The 26560-nt window shown below is 39.3% G+C and carries 23 protein-coding genes and 1 riboswitch; of the genes, 13 read left to right on the forward strand and 10 right to left on the reverse strand.

The window, feature by feature from the left end; genetic code table 11:
* Positions 1-340: 340 nt before the first annotated feature.
* The 4 genes from AC58QO_RS30385 to AC58QO_RS30400 all read left to right on the forward strand — a co-directional run bounded on the left by AC58QO_RS30385 (position 341) and on the right by AC58QO_RS30400 (position 3942).
* On the forward strand, positions 341-694 hold the full coding sequence (locus AC58QO_RS30385; RefSeq protein ID WP_497272208.1) for a hypothetical protein: 354 nt from the start codon (positions 341-343) through the stop codon (positions 692-694).
* Positions 695-777: 83 nt separating this feature from the next.
* Positions 778-1596 (forward strand): ADP-ribosylglycohydrolase family protein, encoded by an 819-nt coding sequence (locus AC58QO_RS30390; RefSeq protein ID WP_497272210.1) that lies wholly within the window; start codon positions 778-780, stop codon positions 1594-1596.
* 461 nt (positions 1597-2057) lie between these two features.
* Complete coding sequence (locus tag AC58QO_RS30395) at positions 2058-2354, forward strand: hypothetical protein (protein WP_497272212.1); 297 nt, start codon at positions 2058-2060, stop codon at positions 2352-2354.
* Between the two features lie 1342 nt (positions 2355-3696).
* Positions 3697-3942, forward strand: a complete 246-nt coding sequence (locus AC58QO_RS30400; RefSeq protein WP_497272214.1) for a hypothetical protein — start codon at positions 3697-3699, stop codon at positions 3940-3942.
* Positions 3943-4564: 622 nt separating this feature from the next.
* Here AC58QO_RS30400 and AC58QO_RS30405 read toward each other — a convergent pair.
* Positions 4565-5602, reverse strand: coding sequence for a C40 family peptidase (locus AC58QO_RS30405; RefSeq protein ID WP_497272216.1), 1038 nt, complete (start codon positions 5600-5602; stop codon positions 4565-4567).
* 1398 nt (positions 5603-7000) lie between these two features.
* On the opposite strand from AC58QO_RS30405, the gene AC58QO_RS30410 reads away from it, so the two are divergent.
* The 7 genes from AC58QO_RS30410 to AC58QO_RS30440 all read left to right on the forward strand — a co-directional run bounded on the left by AC58QO_RS30410 (position 7001) and on the right by AC58QO_RS30440 (position 12566).
* Positions 7001-7393 (forward strand): PadR family transcriptional regulator, encoded by a 393-nt coding sequence (locus tag AC58QO_RS30410; protein WP_497272217.1) that lies wholly within the window; start codon positions 7001-7003, stop codon positions 7391-7393.
* A 16-nt stretch (positions 7394-7409) separates the two neighbouring features.
* A complete protein-coding gene (locus AC58QO_RS30415; protein WP_497272219.1) occupies positions 7410-8093 on the forward strand; it encodes a hypothetical protein in 684 nt (227 codons plus the stop codon).
* A gap of 277 nt (positions 8094-8370) precedes the next feature.
* Positions 8371-9333 carry a PIN domain-containing protein gene (locus AC58QO_RS30420; RefSeq protein ID WP_497272221.1) on the forward strand — a complete coding sequence of 321 codons (963 nt, stop codon included), beginning with the start codon at positions 8371-8373 and terminating at the stop codon, positions 9331-9333.
* 232 nt (positions 9334-9565) lie between these two features.
* The gene (locus AC58QO_RS30425; protein ID WP_497272223.1) at positions 9566-10213 is read left to right on the forward strand and encodes a hypothetical protein; all 648 of its coding nucleotides are present in this window, start codon (positions 9566-9568) and stop codon (positions 10211-10213) included.
* On the forward strand, positions 10214-10627 hold the full coding sequence (locus AC58QO_RS30430; protein ID WP_497272225.1) for a C40 family peptidase: 414 nt from the start codon (positions 10214-10216) through the stop codon (positions 10625-10627). It begins immediately after the preceding gene.
* 1328 nt (positions 10628-11955) lie between these two features.
* Positions 11956-12237, forward strand: a complete 282-nt coding sequence (locus tag AC58QO_RS30435) for a hypothetical protein (RefSeq protein WP_497272227.1) — start codon at positions 11956-11958, stop codon at positions 12235-12237.
* Between the two features lie 71 nt (positions 12238-12308).
* Complete coding sequence (locus AC58QO_RS30440; RefSeq protein ID WP_497272229.1) at positions 12309-12566, forward strand: type II toxin-antitoxin system HicB family antitoxin; 258 nt, start codon at positions 12309-12311, stop codon at positions 12564-12566.
* A gap of 241 nt (positions 12567-12807) precedes the next feature.
* Positions 12808-12897: riboswitch (cyclic di-GMP riboswitch) on the forward strand.
* A gap of 159 nt (positions 12898-13056) precedes the next feature.
* On the opposite strand, the gene AC58QO_RS30445 is transcribed toward AC58QO_RS30440, so the two are convergent.
* Positions 13057-13299 (reverse strand): type II toxin-antitoxin system HicB family antitoxin, encoded by a 243-nt coding sequence (locus AC58QO_RS30445; protein WP_497272231.1) that lies wholly within the window; start codon positions 13297-13299, stop codon positions 13057-13059.
* A 376-nt stretch (positions 13300-13675) separates the two neighbouring features.
* Here AC58QO_RS30445 and AC58QO_RS30450 point away from each other — a divergent pair, with 376 nt between their 5' ends.
* Positions 13676-14440: a LytR/AlgR family response regulator transcription factor gene (locus AC58QO_RS30450; protein ID WP_497272233.1), complete on the forward strand. Its 765-nt coding sequence runs from the start codon at positions 13676-13678 to the stop codon at positions 14438-14440.
* A gap of 403 nt (positions 14441-14843) precedes the next feature.
* Positions 14844-16568 carry a sensor histidine kinase gene (locus AC58QO_RS30455; protein ID WP_497272369.1) on the forward strand — a complete coding sequence of 575 codons (1725 nt, stop codon included), beginning with the start codon at positions 14844-14846 and terminating at the stop codon, positions 16566-16568.
* A gap of 1400 nt (positions 16569-17968) precedes the next feature.
* Here the strand turns inward: AC58QO_RS30455 and AC58QO_RS30460 are convergent.
* Genes AC58QO_RS30460 through AC58QO_RS30495 form a run of 8 tightly spaced genes read right to left on the reverse strand, consistent with a single transcriptional unit; the run spans position 17969 to position 26518 of the window.
* Positions 17969-18898 (reverse strand): polysaccharide deacetylase family protein, encoded by a 930-nt coding sequence (locus AC58QO_RS30460; RefSeq protein ID WP_497272235.1) that lies wholly within the window; start codon positions 18896-18898, stop codon positions 17969-17971.
* A gap of 37 nt (positions 18899-18935) precedes the next feature.
* Complete coding sequence (locus AC58QO_RS30465; RefSeq protein WP_497272236.1) at positions 18936-20579, reverse strand: DUF3880 domain-containing protein; 1644 nt, start codon at positions 20577-20579, stop codon at positions 18936-18938.
* Positions 20580-20622: 43 nt separating this feature from the next.
* Positions 20623-21819, reverse strand: a complete 1197-nt coding sequence (locus AC58QO_RS30470; protein WP_497272238.1) for a DUF3880 domain-containing protein — start codon at positions 21817-21819, stop codon at positions 20623-20625.
* 25 nt (positions 21820-21844) lie between these two features.
* A complete protein-coding gene (locus AC58QO_RS30475) occupies positions 21845-23029 on the reverse strand; it encodes a DUF3880 domain-containing protein (RefSeq protein WP_497272240.1) in 1185 nt (394 codons plus the stop codon).
* 18 nt (positions 23030-23047) lie between these two features.
* Entirely contained in the window at positions 23048-23701 is a 654-nt protein-coding gene (locus AC58QO_RS30480; RefSeq protein ID WP_497272242.1) for a polysaccharide deacetylase family protein, read from the reverse strand.
* 16 nt (positions 23702-23717) lie between these two features.
* Positions 23718-24911, reverse strand: coding sequence for a DUF3880 domain-containing protein (locus tag AC58QO_RS30485; RefSeq protein ID WP_497272244.1), 1194 nt, complete (start codon positions 24909-24911; stop codon positions 23718-23720).
* A gap of 1 nt (position 24912) precedes the next feature.
* A complete protein-coding gene (locus tag AC58QO_RS30490; RefSeq protein WP_497272246.1) occupies positions 24913-25860 on the reverse strand; it encodes a phosphotransferase in 948 nt (315 codons plus the stop codon).
* Entirely contained in the window at positions 25850-26518 is a 669-nt protein-coding gene (locus AC58QO_RS30495) for a polysaccharide deacetylase family protein (RefSeq protein ID WP_497272248.1), read from the reverse strand. The genes AC58QO_RS30490 and AC58QO_RS30495 overlap by 11 nt, the downstream gene beginning before the upstream one ends.
* Positions 26519-26560: the final 42 nt, after the last annotated feature.

The raw sequence follows: 26560 nt of genomic DNA on the forward strand, positions 1-26560 counted from the left end.
GAGGTACCAACTCCTCCAGAGCTATGAGATAAGTAGTAACACCTCTCTGGAAATCAAACAACCTATACTGGAACGAAAGCTAAATATCCAATGTAACGTGGCAGCCGGTATAGATCAACTGACTCTCAGTTATCGCAGCAGCAGATGCTTATGCCAACGGAGAACGATAGTGAAGGAGCTTGCGCCGAAGCTCTTTTTTTGTTCATTCAAGTAACGGGCAGGTTAGTTACAAATAAAGGAAATATTTCTAATGTAGAGAATAACTTCATAAAACACTTTTGGGGGTATTCATTTGTAGATATCGAATGAAGTAATTCGCGGGTTTCCACCTGATTTTAAAGTGAAGTATAGATTTTTTACGCAAGAAGAAGGAGGTAGGAAAATACTTCCTCGACAAGGATATAGAAGTGATTTTGCTTTAGAAGATGATTTTTTAAAGACAGGGATTGAGTTGAGAGTCATTCACCCAGAGTTCGAAGATGAGAACGGAGAAATAATTATTAATGAGACACGTTCAGTATTAGAATTAGGCACCGCTAGAATGTGGATATTATTTCCTAAAGCACGAAAGGAAAGACATATTCATGACATTAAAGTAGGACTTAAAGGATATTTCATGGAGGGACCAAGACGTGTTGCTGAAGCCGAGATTATTGAAATTATCGGTTTATTTACAAATCCTAGAACTGAGTAGAGATAGCTTAAATGAAAAATTAGTTTCTTCTCGAATAATAAGAATATGGCAAAAGTTAATAAGGCTTTGGCAAGAGGTGGATTATGTTAGGTGCTGTTATAGGGGATGTAATTGGTTCAGTCTTTGAGTGGCATAATACCAAATCTACTGAGTTTAAACTCTATGATAGGTTCACGAGATTTACAGATGATACTGTTTTAACAGTAGCCCTAGCTGATGCTATTCTAAACAAGAAAAAACAAAGTAATAAACTGTTTGATTATTACGCAAGCAAGAGATTATATGCTAATAAATTAAGGCAATACGCTAGATGGTATCCTAACGTTGGGTATGGTCAAAAGTTTGAGGAATGGGTTTTGAGTAACAACCCCAAACCATACAGAAGTTATGGTAACGGATCGGCTATGAGAGTGTCCCCAATAGGATTTGCCTTTAGCTCTTTAGAAGAAGTGATGATTGAGTCCAGAAGATCAGCATTAGTAACCCACAATCATAGGCAAGGTATCATTGGTGCTCAAGCCGTAGCTTGTGCAGTCTTTCTAGCGAGAAATAATAAATCAAAAGATGAAATTCAATCATTTATTCAGCAGAGATTCAAGTATAATCTCAAGCAAAGACTAGACGACATAAGGCCAAACTATGCTTTTGATCCAAGCTGTCAGGGGTCGGTCCCACAAGCGATAATTGCATTTTTAGAATCAACAGATTTTGAAGATGCGATTAGAAAGGCTATATCAATTGGTGGAGACAGTGACACGATAGCTTGTATTACAGGTGGTATTGCACATGCTTACTATAAGGAAATACCAAACGATATTATATCCGAAGTAATGCTAAGACTCGATCTCAAGTTAAGGCAAATAATTGGATTATTCAATGACAAGTACAACATTTCAGTATAAATGTCTGGTGACAAGAAAATAGTCCGATTAATATCCGCTTAAATGGCGGCTTTTTTATTTGATCCGATTGCCGATCTAGTCGAAGAATATCTCGGGTTGCCAACAAAGTCACATAATAAATATATCGTGGGGCATTAAACTAACGGGCAGAAGAACTTGATAGGGCATATCGTCGAAATAGGTATGTTATGTTAAAGTAGAGGAAACTGGAACATAAAGTAATCTGTGTGTGACACAAAATATTAGAGTCTTATTAGAAGGGTGAAAGTATTACTTAAATGGATAAAGATTCTCTGGATATTCACCGTTTTTATTAATTTATCTGGGATTATCTGGCTCATTCTTGGATCGACAGCTAACTTTCAACGCGGGATTGACCTAATTACTACAGTAGTAATGATAGGTGTTGGAATACCTTCCATGTTACTAATTATTTTGACAGTCATTTTACTTGTAAGAAGGTGGTCCCCTCAAAAAGGTGGGGTTTTAGGGATGTAGATGGAAGGGAGAATATTATAAAAGTATTTACTGTATCTGAAATAGAACTTGATTACGTTAAAATTAATGAGGTTTTAGAATTAGTTGAGGACTTGATTAGTAATGTTGACCAAGGGTTTTGTGATTGGAAAATGAGCAAGGAAACAAGGATAGTTTGCAATAAAGAGGATATCGCAATGACTTTGGAAGATATAGTAAACAAATACGTTGATTTTAAAAATGTACTCAAAGACAACTGGAAATATCTATCTCAAGATTAAACAACGTATTCAACTATCGAGGAACTATAGTTGAGGGGCTTGCTTCGCGGCAGCTCCTCTTTTGTTTATCATTTGGAAGTGTAGTTTAACCGATAAAAGTCCCGCTCCGTTTGAGACGGTGGTCGATTCTCTTCGAAATCGGCTGCCATCTCAATATTTTCGAAATAATCGTTATCAATATACTTGTTTACACTCTTATCGGGGGGGGGGGGATCGTAACAATTCTTGCATCTATTTTATCCTGTCCATCAATAATCGCTTTCGCAACGCGAAGTGACCTGTCAATTAAATGAACTTCAGTAGATAATATAATTGGATACTCCAATTCGCTTTAATGATTCGCTAGCAATGCCAAGCCACAGCGCGAATGCTAGGAACTGGCGTGCTTCCAGTGTGTTGGAACCAACAATCAGGATTAATATCCCGAATTGAATTAATCTCGATTCTTTTGAACAGGGAATTGCTCGGAATATTTCCATAGCTTTACTACATCCCAGGTATGTTTCAAACCATTACTAGTTCTTGAGTATATTCGTAAATAAACACTTCTAATCATGTAATCTACCTATTGAACAGTTTCAAATGTAGGCTGTTCTTACGAGGAATTCAACTCTATCCGCCTACAAGTCAGGCAGTGGTCTGTTAACTTTATATAAGTCATACACTTCTTTTCAATATACTTGTTTACACTCATATTGTGATCTTCCCTGCCAACTGCCATGTTCGCCCTGCAACTTTCGCGCCTCTGCGCACAACGTCTTTTCGGAGGTTCGGCTGCCGCGCCACAGCTCATTTATTTACGATCCTACCTCAGCCCGCTTCCTTAGTTTCGCCATCGCGTAACCCATTTCTGCATTTATATCCTATTTATATTATATTTAATAATCCTACTTCTCACCTTCAATTTTTCCACCGACGATCTGTCGGAACCTGCACCCTATGATGTTCTTCTACTAACTTTTCTGTTGACTTCCCCTTTGGTTTTTGTTTTTCCCTTTGAAACAAGGTTTTCGCGCAGCGCGCGGAGCGGCCCCCCGGTCATTCGAATTCTGTAACTTGGTACGTATGAAGGAGTAGGGAGGAGTTCTGTTACTTGATCCGAAAAGAGCAAAAGAATAAACACGGATATAGTGGCAGAAGTATAGTTCTGCTTCTTGGTTCGGTTCTAGGTACAGAAGAGTAGAAGAAATGGTCGGAAGGGGATAAACAAAGAAAAAGAAAAAAGAAGTAGCAGAAGCGGGCCAAATTGGAATGGGTGTAAACAAGTATATTGAATAGACTCGTGTGTGTGGTATAATATGGGTATACGAATATACATTCGGTATGTTGGAGGTGTACTACGATGATTAATGTATCAGGTGAGAACACGTTCGATCCTCTTTTGATTGCGATTGCGAAGATGAATTTGTCCGGCGCGCAGCAGCAACTGGTGATGAGTAACTATATGTTCATGTATGAGACTGGTGGCGTGTTTGCCTATAAGCATGTTTGGACACGATCATACATGTATTTGAATGATGTTGGTGCCGTGCAGGATGGCGTGATTGATACGATAGACCATTCCTCTCCTCCCCTGCCGGAGATGTAAGGCCATATATTGGCTCATGTTAACCGAGATGAACGAAGAAAACCTATAAATTTAAACTTATTATTACTTTGCAGAGATTCATGCGAGTGCGGAAAAGAAAAAAATCCAGCCAAATCGTTCTGTAGATGGTGCATGCGAAATGGAGGAGGACGAGAGTGTACCGGATGTATTGAACCAAATGGCAAAGACCCGTAACGTTAGCAAGACTGTGGCTCCACCTCATGGACATGTGTAACGAAGGAATTAGAGGGCCATGACCCGTTGAGACATGGGAGTGAAGACCTCCAGGGGCGGTGTGGAGAATGTGTGCAGTATATGGACATATATAGGATGTTAACATCGCCCTCTGTTTCAGTGCGCCTTCATGTTGCAAGGTCTATTTCGGTGACTCTCTTCTAAACCTTCTATTTTTTTAACATGGGTGAAATCCTGAAATAAACGCATACGTGAGAAGCCTTAATCGAACCAAGGGAGCTCAAAAAACATGAAGAGTATCAAATGGGGGTGAAGTTCATCTTTTGAATAGTTGACGTTGTGTTGATCCGATTAATTAACACACATACGCGGGTAGCATGTAATGGCACTAAGAAAATACTTTATTTTCTCCGAACACTTGTAATCTTTAAACATTTTTTAACAACGTGCTCTTTTTAGCCTTTTCAATCTGAGCACGATTAATTAACGGCTTAGATGGCGGTGTTGAGTACATTAGATTTCTATGATCAGTATCATGTGTACGATTCCCGGTAGGGCTAGGATTGACGGCTAAACCAGTGCGAGGATCTACAAATAATGCATGACCCAACTCATGGGCTAACATTTGGGCACGTTCTTTTGAGCGAGATGCTATCACAATAGTTGCTGTTCGTGGACCTTTTGTTTGATTAAAAAAGAAAATTCCACCTTTTGTATAATTGTTAGCAGGCACGTCGAGGAATGTTTTGGAGTTCATATATATTACAACGACATCATTTCTTGTGCTTCCTGGTGGGTTGAATTTTATTAGGCGTTGTACTTTTTTGGGCTGTTTATTTAAGAAAACACCCGTGAAGTACTCACCATCTTTAAATTCAAAAGAATCTTTTGTGAGTCTTACTATTTTTTTTAAACGAAAAGAAATCTCACTTTTACTCCAAATCTTACTCGCACGTAGTAAATCCAGTTTTATACTTTGATCTGAAATGGGGTTTCCTGTCGTTACGACAGCATAAACGTTTACAAAGGATAAACGGTTATTACTTACAACTACTCTATTTGTATTATTCATACGACGAATTTGCATAAATTTCCTCCTCCAATAACCTTTAAGATATGAACGCTCATTACATCCTGATAATTGTAGTCCGATGAATATACCCGGCCTAGCAATTATCCCAACATGGGAGACACCGGGTCTGTATAGATTTTTAAAGAATACAAGGTCACCAGCACGCGCATTTGTTTTTGGAATTCTTTTTCCCTTTTTAACCTGAATAGAAGTATTGTCACCGATATCAATACCAGTCGATTTCAGAAAAACATGTTGGCAGAAACCTGAACAGTCTCCATAACAAGATCTAATATTTTTAATGCCAAATAAGTACCTGAGTTTACCTCTGTAGGAACGTGCGAAACGAATTATATCACGAGAAATATCAGGCTTAGGACTTGTATTTGTCATAATGGGGAGCCTCCATACATGTGCAATCAAATGATTACTGAATACCTTAATAATATAATCAAACGAATAGGGAGGCAGATATGCAAATATAATACTGATTCTGCCAGGCTAAGGCTATAGAATGTGTGATTGCTAAAGAAAACTAATTTGCAAGTTTTATATTACAAATATTTCGATTAAATTTTATTTTCATCGAACTGAGTATAATTATTAGCAATTGCCACACTAGTTTGCTTTAATACCATCAATGGCGATAAATCTAATAATTTGGTGATGATTAAGTCTTCTAAAAACAACTACTCCTTTGGTATTCATAAATCTGATTATAATGAAAGTACGACCTCGGGCAACAGCAAGACCGTTTAAAACGGTTGTGGTTCTATTGGATTTTCGGTAAACAATCCCATAGAAGTGATTTAGTATTAATTTAATTTTTTATCATTCCTTTCCACAGTTGGATATAATAAGATATGCTTATGTATCTTGCCTGCGAGGGCTAAATAATTAGATAATTATGGGAAATATGAAGGAAATTCTACGTGATACTGCTTATGAATTTTAATACAGGGCAATTAAGCTTGTTCTGATGAACATTCGCTGAATATTGAGGTTCTTGGGAATGGTCTACGATTATAATTACAGGTTGAATGTTTAAATTACAAAGAAAAAAGCTCTGGAAGTTCTGTACCCCAAAGCTTTTAAACACAATTAATTAGGTTAATCATCCACTTTTGTTATGACTAGCGAGGCACCTGAATACTTAAGATTCCCAAATACGGTATTAACTAGTATCTGTACTTAGTCGTTATTATTTAATCGAAATAGAGCTGTTTTAGAAACAGTAGTTGTGTTTTATAAATCTGCAATCGTAGAGCTGTCATAATTATATCGAATATCTGCTATATTGGTAGGATTAAATTAATACGGATGCTCCAGGTTGTGCTTCCGTTGAAAGCTGTGTTGAAAATGTTATTGAACATAACCCAGGACTTTCTACTGTTATCGAACCATCATTAAGGTCAAGAATAGTTCCTCAGGATGGACCGGCTATAGAAAACCACACGTAGGTATTGAAAGATGCTGTATTTGAAAATTCTGGTTCATAGAGAGAACCATATACAGGTGTAACTCCTGACCCTGAAGTTCCTTGAGGACCTTGAGGCCCGATATCACCCTGAGGTCCTTGCGGTCCCCGAAACCCTCTTTTACCTCATTCGCCTTCGTCACATTTTTTACCCTTGCACTCTTTGCAACTACAATTTTGGAAGTAAAGATCGATCGCCTGCAGGATTGCTTTTGCAAGGGACTAGTGACAAGAACATGAACACTGTTTGAATATTGAGGTAATTACAATTTTGAAGATGTATGATCATGAAAATTTAGAGGGGAGTGCCGTGTATGCCGCGCAATGAAAATCCTATCGAAAAAACCGAGTCATTTGGCAATGTTGTCAAGGTTCAACAAGTTATCGACTTTATCGTTCTTTCTGATTTAATGAATGGCCGCCGCTATCACAGCGAAATGGAACAGTTTATTACTACAACCCTAGACGGAGTTGGTGTTAACGACGCTTACTTCAGTCAGAGATTAAGAACACTCACTGAGAGTGGCCACGTTACACGGCGATGGGAAGGGGACAATAGGTATAATCGTTTCTACGAGATTACTGATTCTGGCGAGGAGTATTTCAAGAGTTTGCTTCGGGAATTGCCAGATCGAGTGAAGATGGCGCAGCGGGTGTACACCCTCTTCGATAACTATATGGGTAAATTCGGGAAGATGAATTTATAGTAAGGGGGTATCCAATTTGGAAGAGTTTAACTATCTAGAGGTTATCGAGCGGCTTAAAGCGAGATTCCCAAAAGGCACTGTCCAACGACGCCAGGACAATGATCGTGCCTATATCCCAAATCAAGTCTATACCGATCGCGTGGAGCGGGAGACAGGCGGACGTTGGGATCTTGAAATTCGCGATGTTGAGATTAACATTCCTCACGGATATGTCAAAGTGATTGCACGCGTAACGATAGGTCAGCATCACCGCGAAGGGGTCGGATTCGCCGAAATCAGCACGGAAGCGGGAGGAAAGGCGAAACAACTTTCCAATAAGGTTGACCAGGCTACAAATGAAGCGATCCGTGAATGCTTGGATACTTGGCAATTAGGATGGTCTGACTTAGCTGAATTTAATAAGAATGATTGGGGCGGTAATCCCGCACTTCGGCATTTGCTTCAATCCGCTCCAGCCGAGACCAACATTGATTCCTTACAAAATCAACCAAACGCAAAGGTTGATCGTACTTGTATCTTTGCCAATTGCGGAACACAGCTCACGCGTGACGAGTGGGATGTGCTTGGGAAAGTCCCTAATTTGAACAGGGAAAAGATGACCTACTGCTATGATCACTTGCCGTCACATATGAAACGTAAGTTGTCTGATGAATTGCGTAGAGGTTTTGAATTGCGCCGGACAAGTGTGGAGTCTAAATAACTTGGATGTTTGGGGGAGAGCTTTCGAGGTAAATGCTTAAAAGTCAGCTGTGGTTGAAATGTGATTTTTGTGGTTGTTGATTTCCAGAATGAGAAGTGACAAAATTTACGCGAGATATAACTTTTTTAGGCATTGTATTGACCGCGATGCAATTTTTGCTTAGTTGACGAGTGGTTTGAGCTTCTGCTATGAGTTCAAAGTAATTGAGATAAAAAGGATAAGTACACTGTCTAAGCGAAGTAGTGATACATATGTCACGACTTCAAGGAGGTGTTAAATGGGAAGTTTTTTAGCTGAACTCATAAATGAATATTCCCAGTGGTCCATCTGGTTTTGGTTTTCTTTAATTTTAGTGGGGGTAACTCTTGGTCTTTTGATAACATGGTTTATCTCCTTTTACTCTTCATTTCGAGTGGCAAAGAAGAAAAAGCAAAAATCCCATCAAGATAGGATTCAAATGCGACTTGATTCAGAAGTACTTCGGCAGGCGAATTCTTACTTCAAGAGGAATACGGTATCCGAAGCTCATACGTCCCTTAGGCACCTGGTAGTAGATCCTCTTCGAAGTTTTACACCGAAGAAAGAAATTAATCAAGTGAGTCGACCTATTGATGTGTTAAGAAAATCAATGGATAACGCAGCCGAAAGTGGTCTGCTTTCCGGTGGTCTATTTGCTGCACAAGCTCGAAGAGCCGCTACTAATAAAACAACCGCTAAATTAACATTAGACGCTCCGATCAAAATTGGTGCTGCAATAGATCGAGAAGAAGATCAGATATTGGTAAATGCGAATAACTTTATTGCTACACTTAATTCTTTCGCTTCTCACGGATATAAATTATGTTTTGATACAAATGTACTCATAAAACATCCGATGTTGCTTGAGGAATTAAATCCGCATTGTTCATTCATGTTAACAACGACAGTAATAAACGAACTAGACAAGAAAAAAAAAGACCCGAAATTAAGTGGTGTAGCCAGAAAAATCTCGAACGGAATTGAAAAAATGCAAAAGGAATCCAATCGATTGAAAATACTTATGCATGATAATAAGTTTATGGCACAACAAAATTTGGAACCAGCTAGTGCGGATGATCGAATAATAGCAGCATATCTCGAAGAACAAGGTAAGCAGCGTGCATCCGTACTATTTGTTTCATTTGACACCAATGCGAGAATTACAGCAAGAACTAGGGGACTTAAGGTTTTAGACATATCAAATAAACCTGGTTTTTATTAGCGCGAATGCCGTCGACTTAGTTCGAACGGGTGCTTTATCAAGAACCACTCTAGCCTGTATATACAAAGGTATTGAATTCGTCGGTTCGCTTTGTAGTATAAGACTGACTGAACATAGAAGGCCACCAATCGGAAGCAACCGTGGTGACCTTTTTTGGCTTACCCTGTACAGTTCACGCCACCAATTGATGCATACACTAATCTATCATGCTGAATTGGAAAGGATGAACAATATGGCAACGTATAAAACAGTTAAAGTGACCGTACCAACCGCACCAGTACCTGTTGCATTACCGTCAACAATGACATTTTACGTGGACACACGGTTTACAACGGCACAAACTAATCGGATAAAGCAGATGATCGGTATAGTTTTGTTAGAATGGTTTGGCCATTTTGATGAGTTGAACAATGGAGCAGCCCGTTCTCGATATCAGAGTTGTGTCAATAAATACGCACGGTTTAATCTAGCCCCAGTTTGGTTCGAGGAGAAGCTAGCTCATGGAGCAGCAGCAGCAGCGGTTCAGATGGATGGGTTCACTACAATGATCGCTGCTAATGGATTTAACCGCGCGGCGAAAGCCTACATCATGTATCAGAAATCTGGGTCTTTTACAATCAAGGGAGTTAATGCTTCAGATCCTGAAACTGCTTCACTTACCGTAACAATCAATGCAACAAATTTATCGAATACTAGTGTATCTACTTTAGTGCTTGCAGGTTCACTTCAACATGCTTGGCTTCACCGTGAAGGATATCGGCACCCATCAGGAAAGTACACTTCGTATATGGCTGGAGAATGCAGTATGTGTTTAAGTAGGGGAAATAAGAATAAAACTTCAAGTACGCCAGATATTTCGTATACCAAGTGGTTTGATTAAATGAAGCGTTCCAGTTCAATGAAGATTGTTCGATACGCCAAACGATTCATCGGCATGCAGTATAAAAAATATCCATCCCGGTTACAATTGGATTGTTCATCCTTCACCCAAAATGTGTACGCCAAATATGGCACCCAGCTACCACGTACGACCATACAACAATCACAACAAGGTATTGAAATTGATAAAACTGACTTGCAAGTTGGCGATCTCCTTTTCTTTTACGTTCCTGATAAGCATCCAACGAAGGATATTGTTGGACATGTAGGTATCTACGCTGGGGATCAACGAATGATCCATTGCATCCCATTTTCAAATGTATTCTTGACCAACCTCAACAAAGCGCATTGGAAGAAGACATATCTCTTCGCGAGAAGAGTTATTCCGCTTCCCAAGAAGAGAACGCAACCGTGACGAGCCACTGACTGAGATGAAAAAACTAGGAACTGACAAAAACAGTTACTGCGTCTTCGCCATCGTTTTGTAGAATAATTTTTTAGCTAACCAACATGGGCTGCATCTGCAGCTCTATTTTTTTTACCCATATACAGCACATTACACAAATAGAACCTAAGTATGAAAAAATAAAGTTCCATTTAATTATCCAGTCTCGATTCAATATCAATTATCATTGTAAGTGAAAATGAACCCAATAAACGAGTAGAAGATGCTAAATGCAACAGCTGCAACTGAAACAACAGATTAATCGTTCAGTGCCACGGCACGAAGTAAAATGCAAGGGATTTCAATGAATGTTAGAGGAAAGAGCGAATAAAAAGCCAGATTGCCGGTGGCCAAACTTATCTGCTTCATCTATTGGCAGATTCATTGACGAATCACGGGGTTAAGCCTCTACCTCCGTTTATATGGCGTTTGAAATGGGATCTTATGATCACAGGGACGATGAAGTGTTCTGTAGTTGAAGGTGGGTTCATTATGTTAACATTCGCGCTCGTTTATTTCGTCCTTTTTCGCCATGGTGTAATATTACCTGATTTGAAAGCAGTTTTATGCTATGATCGACCGAACTTTATTGCAGTCAGGAACCACAATGAATCATTACTTTGAAGTAATTCGGAAACGCTATAACCTCACGAGAAGGTAGGTCGAAATCCTGCAATTAAAAATCGTTTAAATGGACAAGTAACAGTGAACTCGGGAATGAGCTTAACGTTACTGAGAAAATTTTGATGGTACATATATACAACATATAACGCAAACTAAACGCAAGATCTAGCCCAAAAATGCAAGCGGTAATACTTCAATGCTTGCTGCAACCCACGTATATAAATAGAAATAACACTGCGGTATAGGCATGGAGATTGATCACTCAAATGTTATGATATCGCATTACCTCAACAGTGGACTTTAGAGCACGCCAATTCAGTTGCGAACATGGGGCCATCTATGTTTTTCTTTAATAGAATAAGCAGATGTGTTATACTAAATTTATTACTGAATCAACAGATTTTTCTACGCCGATACATTTTCGTGCGAAGAACGAGCTTGCAGGCAGACTTTATGCTGCATAATTAGCAATTATGACCAGGAGAACAGAAGTGTACCTTATTAAGGTCCGCTTTTTTTGTTTTCTCTGGTCTTTTTTTGCGCCTAAAACAGAGGAGCTATTGGAAAATGCGTATCAATCAGTCCAGCTTAACGACAAACTTGCCGGAGCAAGAGTCTTACCCTCTTTTAGTGACAGAGGTCCCATATAGAATAAATACTTAGGAGGCAATTCTATGTCTATATTCAAAGTAAGAAACGTAAATAAGGTTCATTATCCGAAACTAGTTGCTAGGATGAGAGACATTGTTGAAACAGTCATTGTTAGCCCTAAATTCCGTTTGGACTTTGAGATTAACGATACAGCGATGATGGAAAGTAACAGCGGCTCTGGTACTTTTGCCTGCTATGTTTATAGCTACGGCACTCACCTATTACAAACCGTCTCCTATTATCCGTCGTGTAATAACGGACATCTTGAGGGGAATAGAAGCAATTTTGTGTGGACTACCACATGATCCTACTTCTAATCTCTGACTAGGCTGCCCGTTTGGCCGAACAATATCACTAACATTCAGGAGGGCAAATTATGAAGAACGAGCAAAGTTTCCAAGTATTAATTGAAGAAGATAAAGCACAAGGTGATTATGTTGGATATATCCCAGCGTTGCGACTTGGCGTGCACGGCTATTCGTGGGATGACGTTTGCAAGAATGCGAAGGATCTGCTGTTGATGGAAATTGAGACACGTCTGATGCAAGGCAGGAGCATTCCATCGGATAGCACGGCTACGATGTTGAATTTAAGTATTACAATTCCTGTGATTTCCCCATCACTATCAAAGTGACCGCGGATTTTGTGGTGAAATTACTTGAGAGATTTGATGGAAAATCTTAAATCTCGAACAGTCAAAATTTATAAAATCCGCCTTGTATTTTAGGCGGATTTTACTACTAAATACCATATTTTCGGTAAAAATTGCCTTAAATCCTTGTTCCATTTGTCGAATAATGTGATATTATAGTAAATACGAACTATATATTACCAATTTATTCAATATAGGAGCGGGATTCTATAGTTTATGTAGATGTTTGATATGGCAAACTTACTGAAAGGTAAGGACGCAAAGCTTTTGCTCAAAAGTTCCTCAAAGAATTCATGGCAGCCTGGTTGCCGAAGTACATTAACTCTACCTTTGGTATTAGGCTGCTTCCCACAACAACAAATGTGGAAGATTGCCTACTGCCCTTTTTCATTTTCACTTTTAAATGCAATAAAACCGCTTGCTCTGCTGCAGGCGGCGAAGAATGGTTAAAGGTTTCAATGAATATTGCTAATTAAACTGCTTCTTGAACGGCTTTAAGTGTAGCGTCGAAATCCACCTGTATGGTAACAACTTTAGAGGAGAATTTTTTATGATTTGGTGATTTCTCAAGTTGAATTTGGATTAGATCACGAATGCACTCTAATGTTTCTTCTTCTGTATCACCGACCACATTTAAACGGAGTTCAGGTACATACGCTGCAAAATTTTTTTGAGCAAAATCCTCTTCAAGTAAAATAGTAAAGTTCATAGACATTATATTTTTTCCTCCTATTGATGACGGGTGCATTTTTTGTAGTTGTTTCGTACTAACTATACATCAATTATATCCCGTATCTAGGACATAAGTTGCAAAATGCCTATATGGTGCAATTTTAAGCCTATGCAGCAAAAATTATGTCGATATATGTCGAATGCGATCAAAACAAGAAAAATTACACAAAGAAACAATAAATAATCATAAAGAAAGCGTGGGAATTTGCATCCAAATTATCAAGGCGAATTGCCTATAAAACCAAAATTTAAGGAGGGTCATTATATGGTAGATAACAATTCAGAGATGCTCAGAATTCATGTGGAAACCGATGGATTGAGGCTCCAGTTTAATTTGCAGCTGGAGGAAGGTCTTGTCTATGAATAAACAACTATCTGTCGTAATTGCTGAAGATCAGGAAATAGATCGTGAAAAGCTAGAGTTATATGCCAGGCGTCTGGATCTTAAAGTTCTAAGCACATCAGGATCGGGAGAATGGTTTATTGAAGATTGCGAAAAGTTCGTACCAGATCTCGTGTTTCTTGATATAGGTCTTCAAGGAACAGACGGGATTACTGCGTACAAGAGAATACTGGATAAGGGGATTAATCCGTATCTAATTGTGGTCTCGGGAACGCAAGACTATAGTTTGGTGCTCGCCGGCCTTGAAATGAATTGTATTGATTTTGTAAGTAAGCCAGTTACTTTTGAACGGCTTACATTGGCGGTAGAGAAAGCAAAGGCAATCATTGAAAGAGACAGTTCGTTTACTAAAGCAGTACCGGGCAAGATTATTGAAATGAAAAGTAATTATAGAACCATATTGGTAAATGAAAATAAACTTATATATGCCCAAAAACTCAGGGGCATGCATAAAGTAAAGGTGTTTGTTGATGATAAATTGTCTGAAATTGAAACTTCAACACCACTAACGGACATTCTAGCCCAATGCTCTGAGAATGTCTTTTCTCCAAATCAATCTAACTTGATAAACTTCAAGTATATAAAAATGGTATACCCGTGCACATCTGTATTTGGTAAAAGTAAAGTGAAAATGGACTTTAATGATGTTGAAGTGGATTTATCAAGAAGAAATAAAAAAGAATTTGAGGCATGGTATGCCCGCTTATCTGAATTAATATAAAATAGCAGAAAGCTTTCGAGCTAAAGTAAGACTTGAAGGCTTCTTTCCTTTGTGCATAGGATACAGCAAGTCCCGCTATTCAGCTAAGACAATAGGAGAGGACAAAGTTATTGGCTTTTAGGAGACAGAACAACATCACGAGAAGCAAACAAAAATCGGAGGTGACAACGTGCAAACAACCTATTGTATTTGTTGTCATGCGTTAACAACAGATGCTAAATGCAAACCAATCATACTCTTCAAAACATGATTCAAATTCATAGGGAACAAGTTATATGAAATTTCGCTCTGCATGTAAATATCCCAAATGAATACATTTGAAATAATCTTTCTCCTTTCTCTAACAAATATTTTATTAATTACAACATGGAAAAGGTACTGGAGGGAATTTACGTTGAAAAGAATGACAATTGTATACATCGCTTTTGTAATATTAATTATTTCTGCTATTAATGTTACTTACTATTACACGACTAAAAGTGCACTTGTTTCACAACAGGAAGAAAAGATTTCAACCATTGTAAATGGTATGACTACTGCAATACAAAATTCCAGCAAAGGCGAGCAACTATTCGAGGATATGATTGGCTTAAACTTGCGGACCGCTGCAGTGGCTACGCAATATGCACTTCCCGCAGATATTGAAAAAGTTGAAAATGAAAAACTTGTTGAAATAAAAAACAAACTATTGATAGATGGCATTACTCTATTAAAGAGACAGGGTGACGATATTGTTGGATATCGTTCAACAGATCCCAAGGAGATAGGAATGAGTACAAAAAGTTGGACAGATGGATGGTTTCCAGCTTTTAATCAACTGCTCGATAATCATGAAGCGAAGAAAGGAGATTTAATTAAATACGGACAGTTTCTCCCGCATTATTGGAGTGGTCCATTTGATACATCATCTACAAATACAAAAAACATTGATAAATGGGGTTATTATAATGATGGCGGAACTAATTATCTTATAGATCCTTATGTACATGATACTCACCTACTTAACTTTAGAAAAGCTACTGGTGTTGATGCAACAATAACCCAACTGGTTGAGAAAAATAAGTGGCTTATTGAGATCGGTGTAATAAAGCATCTAATAGATGAACAAAAGCAAGAAGTACCTATGGATCCAAATTGGTATCAACAACGCGAAGTACAATTTGGTAAGTATTCATATCCGGATGTAGTTACAAATAATACGAACTCTGACTTCAACGACCTGAAAAGCGGTAAGAAAGTCAATACTTTCACTAAAGTTGAAGGTAAAGAAATAATGAGAACATACATATCTTTAAAAAATATAGTTCAGGGACCCTACAATGCAGAATTACTTCTCTGTATTGTCACTGATTATCAAACAATAAAAAACACGCTTTTTAAACAACAAGTGAACTTACTTTTAATTATTTTGGCCGTCACCATTATTAGTTTATTCGTGCTTATTCTTACACTTAAGATGGTAAAAAGATCCAAAGAAGAAGCTGTATTAGACGCTCAGGGGATATATACAGGCAACATTGATGTACTATTCAACTCTATTAAAGAACAAAGACACGATTTTACGAATCATGTCAATACAATTCACACTCTAATTGAGCTTGGAAAATTGGAAGAGTTAAAGACATACGCAAAAGAGATTATTGGAGAAACCATTGAAATTAACGATATTATTAAAATCGATAATCCAGCGCTTTGTGCTCTAATACAAGCAAAGGCCGCACAGGCGGTTGATAGAAAAATAGCCTTTGAACACGAACTCGATACCATGGAGGAGCTTGGTAATAGCGCGATTAAAGCTACTGAAGTTGTGAAAATTATTAGTAATTTGCTCGACAATGCTTTTGAAGCAACTACTATGGACAATTCTTCTAATGAAAAGAGAGTTAAGCTTAAAGTTGCGATACACGACGGTCTGCTTGACATCAACGTAACTAATACAGGCAATCCCATTCCTGATGAAATTGTGAATAGAATATTTGAATCTGGTTTTTCGACAAAAAAGGGCGGAAAGAACCGTGGACTTGGGTTGGCTATTGTAACGCGACTAACAAAAAAGTACCGGGGAACTATTAATGTATCGCATGAGAACGGTGAAAACCGGTTTACTATGCAGCTGGCTCTCTATTAATCTACTAATCATAGAATTAGTGGATATCACTCCTCAGAAGATAATTATAAGGAGAGCATAAAATTGTGAGTTCCTAAAAGAACAGAACGTGGTGTTCAAACATGGTAAATCCGAACGTTTTAATCTTTTCAGAATCTGGAGAAGTCAGATACGAAATCCCACACGAGCGAGAAGTAATCTATATTGGCCGGAACGGTGATCGTGTAGAGCGCATCAAAGTCCATTTGAACAAAAAGTAAACAGTTATATCTATAAACCACTAACCAATTGTCCTAATATTGGAAAGAAGTATAGGTTCAAGAGAACATTTGCTCTCGAATCCCCGAGGTCCGCATATCAAGGATAAACTATTACGCTAAAACCACCGACCCACAAAATTATTGGATGGTCCTAGAGGATCTTGGAAAGCTTGAGCATAAATTCGATGTCGATATAATGATATTGGCAGCTGGTTGCATGCCATATTGGCATGTCCTCCAAGTTGAACTAGTACCTTATGAATTCAAAGGTCATTCACCGCACAGTAGGGATATACAGAGTTTTTTGCTATCTAATGACGAAAAATTGAAGCACTTCTAGGCGATAACCCGAGGTTGTGGACACAAAATGATGTAGTTTTGTTGGACAAGCTATGTTTCCGCGGAAAATGGTGTCGTAGTCGCAAGAAGAACTAAGCATATTGGATAAACTAAAACTACATCACACGTCTTTAATGATGCAGTAAAGTTTAAAAAAGAAGCGGGTTACTTACCGCCCTTCAGTGAGCAAATACTATTCCATAATTGCCTGTACTCCCTGTCAACTCGGCACATGTGGAGTGTTCAGTGTTACTTAAATGGGCGGAGGATTGATTTCCTCCGCTTAATGTTTATGCTCCAAAAGGAATGGGCCGGGCGATATTGTAGTGAATCTTTATGCTACCATTCGTCTAATACAGTATCTATTAACATTTTATTGCTAATGACATCTGAAGAACAATAGGATGATGTATGTTTCACGCCGTCTTATTTCCTTAGATGGTCTTTCCGAAACATCATGCCTTTACAGCATTCAGCACAACGAGCTGCATGTGCAAATGCACTCTCATGAAAATCCGGCGGAACGCGAGGGCTTGGCATTCCAACGGTTGGAGACAGTGAGAAAACACTCAAAAGAGCCATGTGTACTGATGTATATAGAAAGATGGCTCAATGCACCATTTGTTGATTCGGCAGGTCGCAGGATTGAATGTAAAAGTGTACCTATTTTCGGTATCCTAGTAGATAGTAAGGGAATGGGGCTGACGGTTGTAATCGCACCGCTCCTATCGATCGTGCATACAGAACTCATTAAATATCGACGGTAGCAACCTTATTCTAATGAGTCAGATCATGTTGCGTGTGAATCAAGTTTTTTTTCATTCAATCCATTATTTTACTAATTGTTACCAAATCGAAGCCTCTAGCTTGCAATTGTGGGATTACCAGGTCCGTAGCATAACCTGTAGAATGTCCCCCCAGATGCATTAAAACGATGTCACCGTTTCCGGCCTTTTCTAAAATGCGTCGAACGATGTTTTCTGCAGGAGGATGCTGCCAATCCAGCGTGTCAATACTCCAATAAATGCAATTTGGGTACCCGGCATTGCCGACAGCTTGAAGAACCTCGATATTCCATGCTCCAAAAGGAGGACGGAATAGAGGAGAGACCATCGCGGATGTTGTACGATGTATGACAAATTCACAATGATCAAGCTGATCAGTAATTTCCTCGCCTGATAGCTTTGTAAGATCAGGGTGGTTGTAGGTATGGTTGCCAACTTCATGCCCCTCAGAAACAATACGTCTAGCTAGCTCTGGAAAATCTTCTGTCCATCTACCTGTTAAGAAAAAGGTCGATTTCACCCCATACTTTTTAAGAATATCCATAATTTCTGATGAAACGCCGGCATCTCCACCGGCATCATAGGTAAGTGCAATTTGTCTTCGATTGGTATCTCCCTTGACGACAAGAAGAGAAGGGGGAACTGAAGAAGAGGGAGCTTTCTTCCTCACTTTAATGACTTGACCCTGATAAATTAAATCAGTGCTCAATCCGTTCAAATACCTTAATCTCTCAACGCTCGTAGCAAACTTGTGAGCGATTAACGATAATGTATCGTTAAGGCGAACCCTATACTGACTTGAGGCCAGTTCATCTTCAGCCGCTTCTGGTATTTCAATAATCAGAAGCTGTGATGGGTAAATGAGGTGTGTCTGCATATGATTACGTTGTTGAATCTGTTCGATAGGGACACCAAACCTTTGTGATATGTCCCAGAGTGTATCTCCGCTAACGACTTTATAATACATTACAACACTCCTCACGGAATTCAGGTGTAAGAGGGATTTATTGAACGATTTCCATGAATGTTAATATTTTTATTACGTACCTACGCGTTTCCTCCGGTGCATTTTCTAACCAGATAGAACCATAGTCTTGCACTATCCTTTTGACATTGGTTGGTCCCCAGTTATATGCTGCTAGAGCTTTGGATACATCTCCGCCGAACTCTATTAGCTGTTCTTTAATATACATTGAACCTCCAAGGATGTTTGGCCACGGCTTGGTATGGTCTACGCCCATTTCCTCGGCAGTCTCTGGTTTGAGCTGCATAATGCCGTATGCCCCAGCGCTGCTTACGGTATTATTTTTACCCATATTAGTTTCTGCAAAGGCAATTCCATAAAGAAGTTTGATATCCAAATTTAATAAGACGCTAGCCTTACTCAACATTTTAGCAATCTCTGGTGACACTTGCTGTGAGATGTCCTGTTTCGCAAAAGACAGGAGCTCCGTATCTGTTTTACTTCTTATTTTCAAATATTGATCTGTATAAATTGTATCATTTATGATCCCATTCAACTGCCGGATTTGGTTTATGGAGACACCGAGCTTCTTAGAGATTTTCCATAACGTATCACTAGGGCAGACCAGATATATTTCATATTTTTCATTATCACTTACAAAATAATTTTCTACTTTTCCTTCACCGCTTACGGAGGCTGCATCTTCTCTTAGCACACCATGCTCGATCAGAGCTTGAATCATTTGTTCAGCCCGGTGGCGATAAGAATCTGCTTCAACAGCTCTTCTACCTTGCCTCCGGATTTGTTCTCGCTCATCCGGGTGTTTCAAGTAGTAACGCACTAACCTTAAGGTTTCTTCTGCCGAGCTAGAAGTGCCCAGATCAATGCCAGGTGTAAATAGATCCCTTACTCCTGGGGTATCACTTGTCAGGAGGAATCCACCGGATCCAAGAATTTCATACGTCCGTTGTGTTACTTGTGTCTCGTAATTCTGTAAACCGATGATGATGGAGGAGGAGCTATAGACTTTGTTTGCTTCAGTATAAGGTAAATATCCATGAATCCATTGTTCAGGAATATCCATTCCAAGAAAATTCCTCATTTTATCCCAATCTCGTCCATAGAAATCAACACGCAGATTGTTTTGCAGTAGTGGTAGGATTAGTGTTTGGAGAGAAGTGTGGCGGAAATGGTTAGGGTATTTTTCGAGAACTTGAGGATAAGCGTTGGCAACGACCGAGATCTGGGAATGATATTTATTTACAATATTTGTAGGGAAATGTACATTTGAATGATAGCCAAAATCCATGTGAAAAGCGCGAATTCCAAGGCTTTGGTAAACATTTACACTAGAAGGACAAATGCTGAATACAGCATCTGGCTTAATCGTCTGAATCAATGGCAAGGACCAGACCTCGAGGAATGCCGGGTCTTCGACTGCCCAGTAAACAAGCGGTATTGAAGCTTCGTGAACATATTTTTCAATCAATAATTGCTTTTGTTTCGTTTGTTCAGGTCCCCAGCCAATTACGATAATTAAGTCCGGGCAAAATTCAGAGATTATACAAGGAATGTTAGTATCGGTAAGTGGACCTGAGATCATCACATGATGTCCAGCATCACTGAATCCGTTCGGCAAGCCATATATCCATACCGGACTTTTCTCTAGAAATAATACTCGCATTGTTCCCACCTCATTCGATCATTGATAAGCAATAAGTACAGAACTATGAAGATGTTCTGTTTCTAATTTTGAGAAACTCTCCCTCATAAATAATATCGGATGTAAGTCCATTAGCTTCTTTAATTTGTTTGACTGACAAACCGAACCTTCTTGATATTTCCCAAAGTGTATCTCCTGGAATCACGATATGATACTCATACTTGTTTCTAATATAATCGGTATAATGAACAAGCTCTCCACCTGATTTCTCCGAACTAATTTGGGTCAGTATACCTTCATCCTGCAGTTTCTGAAGAATATAATGTGCTCGATGGAGGTAGGTGTCATTAGAAACTGCTCTTCGTCCGTGGTTACTTATATGCCGGCGCGCTTCAGGATTCTCCAGAAGATATTGTGTTAATCGGAGTGTCTCTTCACGCGATGAAGACACGTTTAAATCTTTGCCAGGACAAAACAATCGTCGGATGGCTGGTGTATCGTCTGTTAATAGCAATCCGCCTGAGCCGAGAATTTCATACGTTCTTTGCGTTACTTGTGTCCGATAATTTTGCAAACCGATGATGATGGCTGAGGAGCTGTAGACTTTGTTGGCATCCGTGTAGGACAAATATCCGTGAATCCAATCTTCCGGAATGTCCACCCCTAGGAGATGGCTCATTTTATCCCAATCACGTCCATAAAAGTCAATGTGTATTTTTTCTTGTAGTAGTGGAACTATGAGCGTCTGTAGAGAGGTATGGCGGTAATGATCCGCGTATTGTTCGAGGACCTGTGGATAGGCATTTGCAACGATCGAAATTTTGCTTTCATATTTATCCACAATATTCGTAGGGGAATGAACATTGGAATGGTAGCCAAAATCCATATGGGCAGCACGAATACTCCGCTTTTGATAAAACGGCACCCTTTCTGCACATATAGTAAATACAAAGTCAGGCTGTACATTTTGAATCAGTGGAAGAGAAAAAGCTAGTGTAAAGGTAGGATCTTCCGTTGCCCAGTAAATATGGGGAATTGCAAACTCGTGGCTATATTTGCGGATCCATTGCTGCTTCTGAGGCGTATGTTCCGTCGTCCATCCCATCGTAATGATCAATTCAGGTTGAAATATCGAAATCATATCTATCAGATGCAATTCGGTCAGCGGACCAGAGATCATTACTTTATGTCCGGCATCGCAAAATCCATTAGGCAGCCCATGGATCCACATAGGATGACTCTCAAGAAACAGAACTCGCATAATCGCTACACCTCATTAATAACATCTATGGAAATATTTTAAGAAACTGACCTACAAAGATCCAGTGCGATTCCAGTTCATTTAATTTTTGAATTTGATCGATAGGAACCGTATATCTTTTTGAAATGCTCCACAATGTATCTCCAGTACGTACAATATGGAATCCGCTGTTGTTATCTGTATGGAGCGCTTTGTCGATTGCATTCAAGTTGTACGTGCTTTTATTTCCTTCGAAAATCCCTTCCTTCTGCAATACCTCAATCATATATTCCGCACGATGGCGATACGAGTGTTTGGCAACTGCAAGTTTTCCTTGCTCAGCTATTTGCCTTTGTTCTTTCGGATGTTCTAGATAATGCTGCACCAGACGTACAGTTTCTTCAGGTGAAGAAGAAACGACAAGATCTTGTCCCGGGGTGAACAAACGCCGTATTTCAGGAGTGTCATTGGTCAGAAGAAATCCCCCGGATCCAAGAATTTCATATGTCCGCTGTGTCAACTGGGTAGGGTGATTTTGTAATCCTAATATGATCGAAGATGAGCTGTATACTTGGTTTGCTTCGGTATAAGGGATATATCCGTGAATCCACTCTTGCGGAATATCAGTACCTAGATAAGGCTTCATTTCCTCCCAATATCGCCCATAAAGATCAATCTGTATATTTTTTTCAAGCAGGGGGGTGAGGAGTATACGTAGAGATTGATGACGATAATGCTTCGGATATATCTTTAATTTTTTTGGATACGCGTTGGCGACAACAGCAACCGAATTCTGATATGCAGCATGGATGCCTGAAGGGTAATGAACACTGGGATGGAAGCCGAAATCCAGATGGGCTGCTTTTATGCCTAAAGATCTGTAATAATCAACATTTGGAGAACAAATGGTGAAAACAAAGTCAGGCTGAACGTTTCTTAGGTACGGCATTGTAAACGTATGAGTATGGGTCGGATCCTCTGTAGCCCAGTATACTTGTGGTATTTTACTTGCGGTTACATGCTCTCGAATCCATTTCTGATGTTCAATGGTTGTGTTTTCAGGCCCCCAGCCCATGTTTATAATAAGATCAGGACAAAATTCAGATATCATTTGTGGTATATTCTTTTCGGTAAGTGGACCAGATATTTTCACTTTATGTCCAGCGTCCCGAAATCCATTCGGAAGTCCGTGAATCCACATAGCGTGACTTTCCAAAAACAAAACACGCATATAATCACCTCCGAGGGGTTAATCTGAATGATAAGCTGGAATGTGGAGCATATCCGGAATTGTTACGAACGAGTAGCCTTGACGATATAAAATTTCAATTACATACGGAAGCGCTTGAAGGGTGCCTTCTGTAGCCTTGCCTTGACAATGTAGTAAAATTATTGATCCAGGACTAATCTCGGCAAGTATGTTGCTGGCAATTTGTGGTCCGCTGAGCTCCTCTTTCCAATCCAAACTGTCAATATTCCATAAAATGATCGAATTATCAAGTGAGGCTATTACCTGTATAACATCTTGATTCAAATCTCCGTAAGGAGGTCGAAACAAGCGTGGTTTAATACCGGCAACCCGGTTTATTTCGTCCGCTGTCATCTTAATTTGAGCACGTACATCAGTAAGAGACAAGGTGGTCAAATAGGGATGATCCCAACTATGGTTACAAACGACATGCCCATCTTTCACAATTTGGTTCAGAACTTGAGGATGTTTGCAAATAAGATTTCCTACACACATAAAAGTTGCTTTCACGTCGTAGTAAGACAACATATTAAGCACTCTTATCGTATATTCCGGATCAGGGCCATCATCGAAGGTTAAAGCGATTTGCTTAGGACTTTGATAAATAATTTTAGTATTATCGAGCTTTTCTTGATTCTCTTTGCTTGCTAGCATATATAGACTCCTTTCGTCATGTAAGACTTGGTTGAATTTTAAGTAATTGACCTACATGAATTCGATCCGATTTCAGTCCATTTAAGCTTTTTATTACATCTATAGAGAGATTAACTTTGTGTGAGATACTCCACATTGTATCCCCGTGGCGTACGGTATAAATTCCACTGGTTATGTCCTCATGGAGAACCTGCTCGATTGCATTCAAGTCGTATGATTTTTTGTTTCCACTGAAAATCCCCTGTTCTTGCAATACCTCAATCATATATTCCGCACGGTGACGATACGAGTGCTTGGCAACGGCAAGTTTGCCTTGCTCAGCTATTTGACTTCGTTCTTTCGGATGGTTCAGATAATGCTGCACTAGACGTACAGTTTCTTCAGGTGAAGAAGTGACGACCAAATCGTGGCCTGGGGTGAACACACGCCGAATTTCAGGGGTGTCATTGGTCAACAGAAATCCTCCGGATCCAAGTATTTCATATGTCCGCTGTGTCATTTGGGTAGGGTGATTTTGCAATCCTATAATAATTGAAGATGAACTATACACTTTGTTTGCTTCTGTATAAGGGACATAATCATGAATCCAATCCTGAGGTATATCCATACCTAAATACGGCTTCATCTCATCCCAATAAAGCCCATAAAAATCGATCCTTATATTTTTCTCGAGCAGGGGACGAATTAACGTGTGCATGGAAGTGGTTAGACGATAGTGCTCAGGGTATTTTGCAAAAAGCTGCGGATAAGCTTTAGCGACAACGGCGAGAGGGGAGCGGTAATGTTCTACAATGTCCGTAGAATTGTGCACGCTGGGGTGGAAACCAAAGTCCATCCTTGCCGAATTAATGCCTAGTGATCTATAAAATTCCACCCGTTCCGGACAAATGGTAAATACAAAATCTGGTTCTACTGTTTTGATTAAAGGTAATGAGAAGGTTAACGTATATCCAGGATCTTCCGTGGCCCAGTACACATGGGGGATTTTGAATTGTTGCATGTACCTACGAACCCATTTTTGTTTTTGGGGTGTATGCTCTGCAGTCCATCCTATTGAAATGATTAGATCTGGCTGAAAGTGAGTAATCATATCTGGAATATTCTGTTCTGTAAGCGATCCGGAAATTAGTACCGTATGTCCCGCGTCACGGAATCCATTGGGAAGGCCGTGTACCCACATAGGGTGACTTTCTAGAAATAGTATGCGCATGTTAACCACCTTTGTCTGAAGTCATCTCGTGACCATCCGTACTACTTTTGACTAAATTTTGTAGTTTGGATAAATATTTTTGGATCATTTCTGCATTCCTTGTTTCAATTCCGTACAACACACCATAGAAGCTCATTATTTTCAAATAAAAACAGGTGATTCGCTCCCAAAAAGTGATGTCAATGATTCCCGTATAGGAGTTCAATACTTCTCTAACAAACTCTTCGCCATATGCTCTATATAGACCTACAAATTCAAAAGCGGGATCGCCTACTTCCATTGCTCCAAAGTCGATCACACCGGATAGACGATTACTTTCTAAATCAAATAATAGATGATCCGGCTTTAAATCTGCATGCAATAGACAAGGTTCAAAGTTGAAAAAGGCTGGATTTGACAGGAAATTTTCAAATAACAATTGAATCTCATTATTTAGCTTTCTGTTCACAAGGGGACTTACTTCTCTTTGAATTTTTTTATAGAAGTGCTCCCAGTTTTTTTTGACATGTACTGATGTGAAAGTGGACTTATATACTTCTTTCAATGGGAATGAATGGAGAGTGGACAAAAATGCACCAAGATCTTGTATCAACTGTGCTTTTTGTTCATGCGTTAGGGAGAGCAAGGTTTTCTGAGATAATTTGCTTCCCTGAATAAATGGGTAACAAACATAGGCTATTGCCTCATTTGAGCCTGAGGAGTAATTAAATGAAGGGATGGCAATCGTTAATCTGTTACCTAGCTTGGGCAAAATACGTTTTTCTAACTCTAGCTCATTCCTTGCATTCTTTGTTTTTGGAAATCGAAAAATATAGCGATTCCCTACATTAATAATATAATTGGACCAACCAGAGTCGACTAGTTGAAATTGATCGTTGGCCAGCTCTGGATGGTTCATTCGAATACAACGAATGAAAGGTTGAAATTCCATCTCATAGTTACTGCTCATCGAGTCCACCTTCGATTGGATTGATTTTACTTAGATCTGTGCTCGAACTAAGCATTTCGCTTACTGGAACGATCATATAGGACTGTTCATGTGCTGTATTAAGAATGATTGGAAGTGATTTCATGGATGACTCTGTCGGATGCATGAGTATGAATGCGCCGCTGTGTAGATTTGGAAGGATTCTTGCTAGAATGTCTTGGTAATGTTTCAATTTCCAATCTATCGTATCCAATGACCATAGAATAGTAGACATTCCTTGCTGAGCTGAAATCTCAATAACTCGCTGATCCCAATACCCGTATGGAGGCGAAAAAAGAGTCGGTTTAATTCCAAGCACTTTTTTAATAACTTTATTGGAACGTTTCAATTCCCATTGTATTTGTTTGATGTCGAGTTCTCGCATGTCAGGATGTGTATAGGCGTGGCTGCCAATTTCATGTCCTTCATCCCTGATATGGCAAGCTTCATTAGGAAATCGATGTACCCAAGAGCCTTGTAGGAAAAAAGTAGCCTTCGTTTGATAGATGTTCAATATTTCCAATACTGCTTTCAGAAATTCATTTCCCCAAGCGACATTAAATATAATCGAAATCATCGGTTTTGCTGGATGTCCACGATCAATAGGAACCATTTGTTTTCTTTCTTGGTTGCCTGCCATTAGAAGGCTCCCCCTTTTGTACTCACTCATATTCTCTAGATT

The organism is Paenibacillus sp. J31R30 (assembly GCF_059692115.1).